Genomic DNA, 10520 nt, shown 5'->3' with positions numbered 1-10520 from the left:
TGTGTTAGGCCTGCCGCCAGCGTTCAATCTGAGCCATGATCAAACTCTTCAGTTTAATACTGCTTGGGTTTTGAGAAAACCCTAAACTTGGCTCAGCAATCTCAAAATGAACTATTTCGATTTCTCGTATAGTCACTTGTGATGCTGATAATCTTTCTGACTATCAGTCCATTATCACAAGCACCCACACGAATTGCTTGATTCAGTTGTTAAAGAGCGGTGGTTGAAGTCTTTCGCTTCAACCGAGGCGCGCATTCTACGCTTTCCTCAGAGCCTGTCAAGCGTTTATTTTGAAGTCTTTCAGAATTTCTCTTTGAACTTCAAACACTTGACTCGCTGCGATCTCTCGTTAGCGGGAGGCGAATTCTACAGCGTTACAACCTGCTGTCAACCACCTTTTTCAACCGCTTTCGGAGAAGACCGAAGCACTTCCTACACTCTCCAGAACATCTAACTCGTTGAATCTCAAGGAGTTTTCCGTTCCGACTGCGCCGGAAGTGGGGCGAATTATAGAGAAACCAAATGAGGCGTCAAGCATTAATTTGAAATACAGGTCAGAAAAGAAAACTGCGCACTATATTGCCCAATCACACGGGCGTTTAGCATCATAGGCACCCGGTACGAATCTTCGCACCTTCTATATAAGGAACGCCCAGCCTCGATGAAGACCCAGACCCGCAGCCTCGCCGCCACGCTGTTCCCTGTCGGCGTGCTGCTTATTGCCATGGCCTCGATCCAGTCCGGGGCGTCGCTGGCCAAAAGCCTGTTTCCCCTGGTTGGCCCTGAAGGCACCACCACCCTGCGCTTGCTGTTCGCCAGCGTGATCATGCTGTTGTTGCTCCGCCCATGGCGGGCCAAGCTGAGCGCGAGCGCCCTGAAGAGCGTGATCATCTATGGCGCCGCCCTCGGCGGGATGAACTTCCTCTTCTATATGTCGCTGCAGACGGTCCCGCTGGGTATCGCCGTCGCTCTCGAATTCACCGGCCCCTTGGCCGTCGCGCTCTACGCCTCGCGCCGCGCGGTGGACTTTCTCTGGATCGGCCTGGCGGTGGTCGGCCTGTTGCTGTTGATTCCTATCGGCGAAACCGGTGCCAGTCTTGACCTGAAGGGCGCCAGCTTTGCCCTGGGTGCCGGTGTCTGCTGGGCGCTGTACATTCTTTATGGACAGAAGGCCGGCGCAGAGAACGGTATCCAGACTGCAGCCCTGGGCGTTGTCATCGCTGCGCTGTTCGTGGCGCCGATCGGCATCGTCCAGGCCGGCAGCGCACTGCTCAACCCGGCCCTGATTCCCGTCGCCCTCGGCGTGGCGATCCTCTCCACCGCACTGCCCTACAGCCTGGAAATGGTCGCGCTGACCCGCTTGCCGGCACGCACCTTCGGCACACTGATGAGCATCGAGCCCGCCATCGGAGCAATGTGTGGCCTGATATTCCTCAACGAGGTACTGAGCCTTGCCCAATGGCTGGCCATCGGCGCGATCATCACCGCGTCGGTTGGGGCCACCTTGTCCTTGCGCAAGGACAGCCCGCCGCCAATAGCAGCAGACTGATTGAGAAATACTTTCATTTAAATCGTGCTTAATGATTGTGCGGGTCGAGCCAGCCTGTTTAACTGTGTCCCGTGTTTTATTTTGAATTTTCCACCCAACGCAAGGACGAACAAGCATCAGGACGATGCAACGGGCACTAAAAACGGGCACAGACCCGCGCAAGCGTTAAGGACAGGAATGAAACGAATTTTGCTCATCCTAGCTATCCTGGCAGTCGCCGGTTGTGCCGCGACCGCCAAGGACCAGGTCAAGCGCGGCAAGAAGGGGCTGCACATCAACTGCTCCGGCCTCTCCTCTTCCTGGAACAAGTGCTACAGCAAGGCGGAAACCTCCTGCGGGACGAAGGGCTATAAAGTCATTGCCAAATCCGGCGACAACGACGAAGAGCCGGGCGACTATCCGTTCGGTATCAACCCGGCCGGCTATACCAGCCGCAGCATGATCGTCATCTGCAAATAGGAAAGGGCAACCTGCGGGTTGCCCTTCTCGTTTTCGTCAGCTGATTGCGCGGGTTCTTTCCACCAGCCATTCCAGGGCCGCGCCCTCCAGCAGTGGCTCCAGACGCCGACGCACCTCGGCGTGATAGGCATCCAGCCACGCCGCATCCTCACTGCCAAGCAGCTCGACCAGCAGGCAACGGGTGTCGATCGGGCATAGCGTCAAGGTTTCGAACTCGAGGAAATCACCGAACGCACTCTTGCCCGAATCCCGGTTGATCACCAGGTTCTCGATACGCACGCCCCACTGACCCGGCCTGTAGGTGCCGGGCTCGATGGAGGTAATCATCCCGGCCTGCATCGCGCTGTGAGGCGTAACGGCGGCCTGGTAGGCGATGCTTTGCGGCCCTTCGTGGACGTTCATGAAGTAACCGACGCCATGGCCGGTGCCGTGCCCGTAATCCACCTGTTCCGACCAGAGCGGCGCACGCGCGATGGCATCGAGCAGGGGCGAAGGAATGCCCCGGGGAAACTTCGCTCGCGACAGGGCGATCATGCCCTTGAGCACCCGGGTGCAATCCCGTTTCTGTTCACGGCTCGGTGTGCCGATCGGCACCATGCGAGTGATGTCCGTGGTCCCTCCCAGATACTGCCCGCCGGAGTCGATCAGCAGCAGGCCATCGCCTTCGATGTTCGAGTACGACGCAGGCGTAGCGTGGTAGTGCGGCATTGCGCCGTTGGCATTGAACGCCGCGATGGTGGCGAAGCTCAGGCAGACGAAGTCCGGACGGCGCGCCCGCGCAGCCGTCAGTTGCACATCGACATCGACCTCGCTCACCACTTCGCGTCCCTGGGCGGCCTCGAACCACGCAAAGAACTCGCACAGCGCGGCGCCATCCTGCTCCATGGTCCGTCGGATATGCGCCAGATCGGCATCACTCTTGCGCGATTTGGCCAGGGTCGTGGGATTGATGCCTTCCACCAACCGCACACCCTCGCGCAAATGGGCCAGCAAGCCACTGGTGACCTTGGCCGGATCCAGCAGCAGGCCACTGCCGGCGGCTATTGCACCGAGCCCGGCGGCAACCGCGTTGTAGTCACGCAATTCGACACCGTCGGCAGCCAGCACCTGGCGCAGTGGCGCATCCACCTTGCTTTCGGCAACGAACAGCAGCGCCACCTCCTGGCTGACCAGGGCAAAGGACACGAACACCGGGTTGAAGGACACATCGCTGCCACGAAGATTGAACAGCCAGGCGATGTCATCGAGCGTGGCGAGGAAATGCCAATCGGCGCCACGTTCGGCAAGTGCCAGGCGCAGTGAGGCCAGTTTCTCGCGCCGCCCCAGCGAGGCATGTGGCGGCAAATGCGCGTACACCGGATTGCTCGGCAGTACCGGACGCTCCGGCCAGATCTGCGTGAGCAGGTCCCTGTCCAGCGCCAGGCGCACATTGCGCGCCTGCAGACGCTCCTGCAGTTGCCGCGTCGAGGCCAGGGCCATGACCGCACCATCCACCGCCACGGTGCCGTTGGCGGGGGTATTGTCCGCCAGCCATTCCAGCGGCCCCGGCCGCCCGGGCTGCAGCTTGACCAGCTCGATCCCGCTGCCTGCCAGTTCCTGGGTCGCTTGCTCCCAATACCGGCTATCGGCCCACAGTCCGGCGAAATCGGCGGTGAGCACCAGGGTGCCGACCGACCCCTGGAATCCGGAAAGCCACTTGCGCCCCTGCCAGTAACCGGGCAGGTATTCGGAAAGATGGGGATCAGCGGAAGGCACCAGCAGTGCATCGACCCCTTCGTTGCGCATCACCTGGCGCATCTGCGCCACGCGTGTCCTGATCGCCTCCTGCGTTGTCGGTTGACTGTTCATGCTTGCTCCTTTCATCACCACGGCCTTGTCTTTCAGGCCGCTGATAATGGAGCAGGCTTCAGCCCCGGGCAACACCCCAGAAGGGTGCGGGATGCAGCGCTGCATGGAGGGAGGCGACCGCCTGATCAACGTCCGACACGCGGGTGAAACGCCCCAGGCTGAGGCGGATGGTCCGCCCTGCCAGATGGGCATCATGCCCCAGCGCCAACAGGACATGGGATGGTGCCGAGCTCCCGGAATTGCACGCTGACGTGGAAGAAAACGCCAGGGTCCGGGCCAGTTCGGAAAGGTCCGGGGCATCGCCGCTGAAGGTCAGGCTGAGGGTGTGTGGAATGGACTGCTCGAGGCTGCCGTTTACCACAAGCCCGGAAACTCCCCGCAATTTTGTAAGAAGCCGCTCACGTAAACATCGGATGCGATCCAGCTCTTCTTGCTGGACTTCAGCCGCCAGGGCGAACGCGGCGCCCATGGCCGCGATCTGGTGGGTCGCCAGGGTTCCGGAGCGCAACCCGCCTTCATGACCACCGCCATGAATCTGCGCCTGCAGCAGCGGTCGCGCCCGCTCGCCCACGTACAGCGCGCCAATGCCCTTCGGCCCGTAGACCTTGTGCGCGGAAAACGAGGCCAGGTCCACCGCCCAGTGCGCCAGATCGATGTCCAGTTTGCCAGCCGCCTGGGCGGCATCGACATGCAGCAATGCACCCTGCCCGCGCACGATCTCGCCAATGCGCCGGACATCGTTGACGGTGCCCAGCTCGTTGTTCACCAGCATCAGGGAAACCAGGAAAGTATCCGGACGCAGGGCCTCGGCCACCGCCTCAGGGGTGATCAGCCCGCGGGCATCCGGGGCCAGGTAGGTGACCGCGAAACCGCTGCCCTGCAACTGTCGCGCGGTATCCAGCACGGCCTTGTGCTCGATCTGGCTGGTGATGATGTGACCACCGCGGCGTCCCTGGGCCACTCCCTTGAGGGCAAGGTTGTTCGACTCGGTCGCCCCGGATGTCCACACCACTTGCCCGGGCCGTGCGCCGACCAGCGCCGCTACCTGGGCACGCGCCAACTCCACCGCCTCGCGGGCCTGCTGGCCGTAGCGATGGGAACTGGAGGCCGGGTTGCCAAAGGTGCCGGCCGTACCCAGGCACTTGACCATCACCTCGATGACACGCTCGTCGACAGGCGTCGTGGCGGCATAGTCGAAATACAGCGGCAGATTTTCCATGGTTCAAGGCTCTCTGGCAGTTGTCGCCCCGGAAAGCAGCACGCCCTCCGAATCCTGAACCTGATAGTGCCGCAAAACGACATAGAACCAATAATTATCAATTTTCATATTTATATAACCTATATTTCTTTTGCGAAACCGCCAGTGAACTTCCCGGCCTTCCAGCGCTTCAGAACAGATAACCCTGCTGATGGAGCATCCGCCCATGCCCCGCCGCACCGACCGCAAGCACGGCGTGCTGTTGCTCGATACCCGGGACAGCACGCCCGAACATGAACGTTCCGTGCATCGCAAGCTGGCCGAGCACCTCGCCGCCCTGCTCCATACCGAGGTGATCGCTGCACCCACGGACGACGACGATCCGTATTACCTGCCGACCTCGACCCTGGTCGATCCCCGGCGGCAACAGCAGTTGGGCATCCGCTCGGTCGAAGACTTCTTCGGCGGCCTGGTACCCCATCCCTACATGGCGACCAAGGCCATCTCCCATCCGCTGCCCGCCGGCGCGCAATTTCCCAACGGCTGGACCGACGCGTTCGCCCGGCATGCCAGTGCTGCCCTGCTCAAGGGCTACACCGTGTTCAGCATCGCCGATGCCCGGAGCGCCGCCGCGTTGTTGTTGCGCGATGGTCCGCTGCGGCTCAAGCCGGTGCGGGCCACCGCCGGGCGCGGGCAGAAGGTGATCAGCAGCGCGGCCGAACTGGACAGTGAATTGGATCAGCTGGACAGCAACGAACTGGCCATCTGGGGCCTGGTGCTCGAAGAAAACCTCACGGACGTGGAGACCTTCAGTGTCGGCCAGGCCCTGGTCGCGGGGATCACCTGCAGTTACTACGGCGTGCAGCACTGCACCCGGGACCACCAGGGCGAGTCGGTCTACGGCGGCTCCGACCTGGTGCTGGTGCGCGGTGATTACGATCAATTGCTGCAACTCGATCTGGAAGATCCCTTGCGCCTGGCCATCACTCAGGCGCGAACCTACGAGGACGCCGCCATCGCCAGCTTTCCCGGCTTCCTCGCCTCCCGGCGCAACTATGACGTGGCGCGCGGAATGACCGCCGCCGGACACCTGCGCAGTGGCGTGCTCGAACAATCCTGGCGCATCGGCGGCGCCAGCAGCGCCGAACTCCTGGCCCTGCGCGCCTTCGCCGGGGACCCGGCGCTGCGACGTGTCCGCGCCTCCACCCACGAAGTGTTCGGCGACGCTGCACTGCCCGCCGACGCCACCCTTTTCTACCAGGGGGACGACCGTGAAGTCGGACGAATCTGCAAATACGCGAGGATCCGCGACTATGACCATCCATAGCGAAAGCCTCGACATTCTGGTCGACGGCGAAAGCATCGCCGGCACGCTGCTCAGCCCCAGTCCCAAGGTGCCCGGGATTCTGTTCGTGCATGGCTGGGGCGGCAGCCAGCAGCGCGACCTGGCCCGGGCCAAGCACATCACCGGGTTGGGCTGCGTGTGCATGACCTTCGACCTGCGCGGCCATGAAAAGACCGAAAGCCAGCGGCGCAGCGTGACCCGCGAGCAGAACCTCGCCGACCTGCTGGCCGCCTACGACAAGCTGGTGGGGCATCCGGCGGTGGATACCAGCTCGATCGCCGTGATCGGCAGCAGCTATGGCGGCTATCTCGCCACCCTGCTGACCCGTCAGCGGCCAGTGAAGTGGCTGGCACTGCGGGTCCCGGCACTGTACTGGGACGATGAATGGAGCCTGCCCAAACAGGCGCTGGACCGCCAGCGCCTGTCACAGTACCGCTTGATGACCCTCGGCCCCGGCGACAACCGGGCCCTGGCCGCTTGCGCGGAATTCGCCGGGGATGTGCTGCTGGTGGAGTCGGAAACCGATGACTATGTGCCACACACGACGCTGATGAGTTATCGCTCGGCGTTCGTCTGTGCCCACTCGCTGACCCACCGGATCGTCGACGGGGCGGATCATGCGTTGTCCAGTGACCGCAGCCAGAAGGCCTACAGTGCGTTGCTGACGGCGTGGGTCAGCGAGATGGTGATCGGGGCGCGGCTGGATCGGTATCCGCATCATTCGCCCTGGTATTCCTGATTCAGGGTTGATTGTGTTGCTGATGGCCTCATCGCCGGCAATGCCGGCTCCCACCGGGTTATGTGCAGGCCCGAGAGAACGACATCATGCTTGCCCGGTCACCTGCCGCCGGTAGTCACTCGGCGCCAGCCCGGTCACCTTGTGGAATACCTTGCGAAACGCACCCGGGTCCTGATAGCCAACGCCCCAGGCGATCTGGTCGATGCTGCGGCGGGTGAACTCCAGCATCCGGCACGCCCGCCCTACCCGCACCTGCTGGCAATACTCGGTCGGCTTCAATCCGGTGGCACTGCGAAACCGTCGCAGGAAGGTGCGTTCCTCCAGCCCGGCGCATTCAGCCATCACCGCAACGCTCACCTCCCGCGCCCCGGTGCTCTGCAACCAGTGCTGCACCTTGAGCACCGCTTCATCGCCATGGTCCAGGCGCGGACTGAAACTGCTGCCCGCCGGTTTTACCTGCACCGGCTCGACTGCAAGAAAGCGCGCCGTCTCGGTCGCCAGGGTCTGCCCGAGAAAACGCTCCACCAGCTTCAGCCCCACCTCGGTCCAGGCCATCAAGCCAGCGCTGGTCATAACATCGCCGTCCTCGAGCAGCGGCAGGTTGGCCTCGACCCGCACCTGCGGAAAGCGCTCGGCCAGGGACTGGGCGAAATTCCAGTGGGTGGTCGCCGAACGCCCGTCCAGCACACCGCTGGCGGCGATGAAGAACACCCCGACACACACCGACACCAGCATGGCCCCGTCGCCATGCCAGGTGCACAACTGCTGGCGATAGCGCTCCAGCAATTCGGCCGTCGGCTCCTGGGTCAGGCTTGGCGGAACGATCATCACCCGCGGCTGAAAGCTGGCCAGGCTATGACTGTCCTGAGTCACCGCCAATACACCCTGCGGGTCTTCCTGCCAGTGACAGACCCGCAGCGGCGCCCGCTGCGCCAGGCCAAGGTCGGCAGCCAGGCGATTGGCCACGCTGAACAGGTCGGTCAGCCCGTACACCGCCGCCATCTGTGCCCCGGGATAGACCAGGATGCCGATCTCGATGATTTCGCCGTCACGGCTCATTGTCAGTTTTTCCCGTCAATTTGTCGGTCGCGCCAATCCGCAGCCGCGCCAGGCAAGCCTATAACTATCTGCCACAACGTCACCACTCTCCGAAAAGAGGAAACCGCATGAGCACAAAGGCCCTGGTCATCATCGATATCCAGAACGACTACTTCCCCGGCGGCAAATGGACCCTGGTCAATGCCGACGCCGCAGCCGACAACGCGGCAAAGGCCCTGGCCGCCGCACGGGCGCGGGGCGACCTGGTGATCCACGTCAAGCATGAGTTCGAGTCCGCCGAGGCGCCCTTCTTCGCGCCCGGCTCGCAAGGTGCGCAGATCCATTCGAAACTGGCACCCCGGGACAACGAAGCGGTCGTGCTCAAGCACAAGGTCAACGCCTTCCTCGACACCCCGCTGCTCAGCCTGCTGGAACAACAGCGGGTCAGCGAACTGACAGTGGTCGGCAGCATGAGTCATATGTGCATCGACGCCGCCGTGCGGGCCGCCGCCGACCTCGGCTACACGGTCAAGGTCCTGCACGATGCCTGTGCCACCCGCGACCTGGAATTCAACGGCGTGAACGTGCCGGCCGCCCAGGCCCATGCGGCGTACATGGCCTCGCTGGCGTTCGCCTATGCCCAGGTCATTTCCACCGAAGAATGGCTGGCCGCCTGAGTCAGATCACCACGTTGCGCACGAAGCGCGTGGCCACTGCGCCATCGTTGCGATAACCATGGGTGCGGTTGCTGGCATAGGTGAAGAATTCGCCGGCGGCCAGCACCCGCGCTTCGCCATCGATCAGCAGGGTCAGGCTGCCCTCGAAGACGAACACCTGCTCGCTGAAGCCCTCCGGGTCGGCATTGGTCTTATAGAACTCGCCGGGCTCCAGGCGCCACTCCCACAACTCCACCTCGCGCCGCGCCGGGCTGCTGGCCAGCAACACCGCCTTGCTGCCGGGGTGCTCACCGGCCCAGGCCAGTTCGTTGATACGACTAGAATCACGATTGTCCGGGGCCTTGATCAGGTCGCTGAAGGCCACGCCCAGGGCTTCGGCAATCAGGTCGAGGGTCGACAGGCTGACATTCTTTTCCCCCGCTTCGATCGCCACCAGCATCCGCCGGCTGACCCCGGAGCTCTCTGCCAGGGCACTTTGGCTCAGGCCCGCATCGTTGCGCAGGCGCCGCACGTTCTGGCTGACATGCTGGAGCACCGGGGCGCGATTGGAATCTTTATCCACTGAAGTACTCACCGACGATAATTTGCGCAGTATACTGCCCACTTTTGCCGCGCGCATTGTGCGGCGCCCTCACTTCCGTGTGCAAGCCATGACTACCGATAGCCCCGCCCGTCCTCCCGTCACTTTCCGCCTGAGCAAGGCGGAACTGGTGCTGGTGTTCATCACCATGCTCTGGGGAGGCACCTTCCTGATCGTGCACAAGGTGATGACCGTCAGCGGCCCGATGTTCTTCGTCGGCCTGCGCTTCGCCGCCGCCGCATTCTTCGTCGGACTCTTCTGCTTCCGCTCGCTGCCAGGTCTGACCCTGCGCGAGCTAAAGGCCGGGGTGCTGATCGGCGTCTCGATCATGCTGGGTTACGGCCTGCAAACCGTGGGCCTGCAAACCATCAGCAGCAGCCAGTCGGCCTTCATCACCGCGCTCTACGTGCCCTTCGTGCCGATCCTGCAATGGCTGGTGCTGGGCCGTCGCCCCGGCCTGATGCCGAGCATCGGTATCGCCCTGGCCTTCACCGGCCTGATGCTGCTGGCCGGCCCCAGCGGTGGCGCGGTGCATTTCAGCCCTGGGGAAATTGCCACCCTGATCAGCGCCGTGGCCATCGCCGCGGAGATCATCCTGATCGGCAACTATGCCGGCAGCGTGGACGTGCGGCGGGTCACCGTGGTGCAACTGGCCACCGCCTCGGCCCTGTCGTTCATGCTGGTGGTGCCGACCCAGGAACGCCTGCCGGACTTCTCCTGGCTGCTGCTCGGCGCCGCCATTGGCCTGGGGGCCATGAGCGCGGTGATCCAGGTCGCGATGAACTGGGCGCAGAAGTCGGTTTCGCCAACCCGCGCTACGCTGATCTACGCGGGTGAACCGGTCTGGGCCGGGATTGTCGGACGTATCGCCGGTGAGCGTTTGCCAGGCGTGGCCCTGCTGGGCGGTTTGCTGATCGTGATCGCGGTGATCGTCAGCGAACTGAAGATCGCACGCAAGGAAGAAAAGCCGGTGACAAGTGCCGCCGACGAGAAGGAAGCTGATACCGGACTGTAGGGAAACAGCGCGCTCGTCTTGCGGAAACTGTTATAAGAAAAAAGCTTTTTCTTACAATTCTTGTAGGGTCAT

The 10520-nt window shown here is 62.8% G+C and carries 10 protein-coding genes; 6 read left to right on the top strand and 4 right to left on the bottom strand.

All coding sequences use genetic code 11. The features are described 5' to 3' along the window. The first annotated feature begins 661 nt into the window (after positions 1-661). Both rhtA and PSEMO_RS32200 read left to right on the top strand, forming a co-directional pair. Positions 662-1549, top strand: coding sequence for a threonine/homoserine exporter RhtA (gene rhtA / locus PSEMO_RS32205; RefSeq protein WP_075806896.1), 888 nt, complete (start codon positions 662-664; stop codon positions 1547-1549). A gap of 177 nt (positions 1550-1726) precedes the next feature. After that, on the top strand, positions 1727-2008 hold the full coding sequence (locus PSEMO_RS32200) for a hypothetical protein (protein ID WP_075806895.1): 282 nt from the start codon (positions 1727-1729) through the stop codon (positions 2006-2008). Between the two features lie 36 nt (positions 2009-2044). Here the strand turns inward: PSEMO_RS32200 and PSEMO_RS32195 are convergent, their stop codons facing one another. Continuing rightward, complete coding sequence (locus PSEMO_RS32195; protein ID WP_075806894.1) at positions 2045-3856, bottom strand: aminopeptidase P family protein; 1812 nt, start codon at positions 3854-3856, stop codon at positions 2045-2047. A 58-nt stretch (positions 3857-3914) separates the two neighbouring features. Next, a complete protein-coding gene (locus tag PSEMO_RS32190) occupies positions 3915-5075 on the bottom strand; it encodes a cysteine desulfurase family protein (RefSeq protein WP_075806893.1) in 1161 nt (386 codons plus the stop codon). Between the two features lie 205 nt (positions 5076-5280). Between PSEMO_RS32190 and PSEMO_RS32185 the strand changes: the two genes are divergently transcribed. Beyond that, a complete protein-coding gene (locus PSEMO_RS32185; RefSeq protein ID WP_075806892.1) occupies positions 5281-6381 on the top strand; it encodes a DUF3182 family protein in 1101 nt (366 codons plus the stop codon). Then, positions 6368-7138: an alpha/beta hydrolase family protein gene (locus PSEMO_RS32180; RefSeq protein WP_075806891.1), complete on the top strand. Its 771-nt coding sequence runs from the start codon at positions 6368-6370 to the stop codon at positions 7136-7138. The genes PSEMO_RS32185 and PSEMO_RS32180 overlap by 14 nt, the downstream gene beginning before the upstream one ends. Positions 7139-7222: 84 nt before the next feature. Here PSEMO_RS32180 and PSEMO_RS32175 read toward each other — a convergent pair whose 3' ends face one another. Next, the gene (locus tag PSEMO_RS32175) at positions 7223-8197 is read right to left on the bottom strand and encodes a GlxA family transcriptional regulator (protein ID WP_075806890.1); all 975 of its coding nucleotides are present in this window, start codon (positions 8195-8197) and stop codon (positions 7223-7225) included. 107 nt (positions 8198-8304) lie between these two features. Here PSEMO_RS32175 and PSEMO_RS32170 point away from each other — a divergent pair, with 107 nt between their 5' ends. Beyond that, positions 8305-8853 (top strand): cysteine hydrolase family protein, encoded by a 549-nt coding sequence (locus PSEMO_RS32170; RefSeq protein ID WP_075806889.1) that lies wholly within the window; start codon positions 8305-8307, stop codon positions 8851-8853. A 1-nt stretch (position 8854) separates the two neighbouring features. Here PSEMO_RS32170 and PSEMO_RS32165 read toward each other — a convergent pair whose 3' ends face one another. Next, positions 8855-9415: a helix-turn-helix domain-containing protein gene (locus tag PSEMO_RS32165; RefSeq protein WP_075806888.1), complete on the bottom strand. Its 561-nt coding sequence runs from the start codon at positions 9413-9415 to the stop codon at positions 8855-8857. Positions 9416-9503: 88 nt separating this feature from the next. Here PSEMO_RS32165 and PSEMO_RS32160 point away from each other — a divergent pair, with 88 nt between their 5' ends. Next, complete coding sequence (locus PSEMO_RS32160; protein WP_075806887.1) at positions 9504-10448, top strand: DMT family transporter; 945 nt, start codon at positions 9504-9506, stop codon at positions 10446-10448. The last annotated feature ends 72 nt before the right edge of the window (positions 10449-10520 follow it).

Source organism: Pseudomonas putida (genome assembly GCF_001941965.1).
In the GTDB taxonomy this organism is placed as follows: domain Bacteria; phylum Pseudomonadota; class Gammaproteobacteria; order Pseudomonadales; family Pseudomonadaceae; genus Aquipseudomonas; species Aquipseudomonas putida_L.
This window is presented reverse-complemented; position numbering and strand designations above follow the sequence as displayed.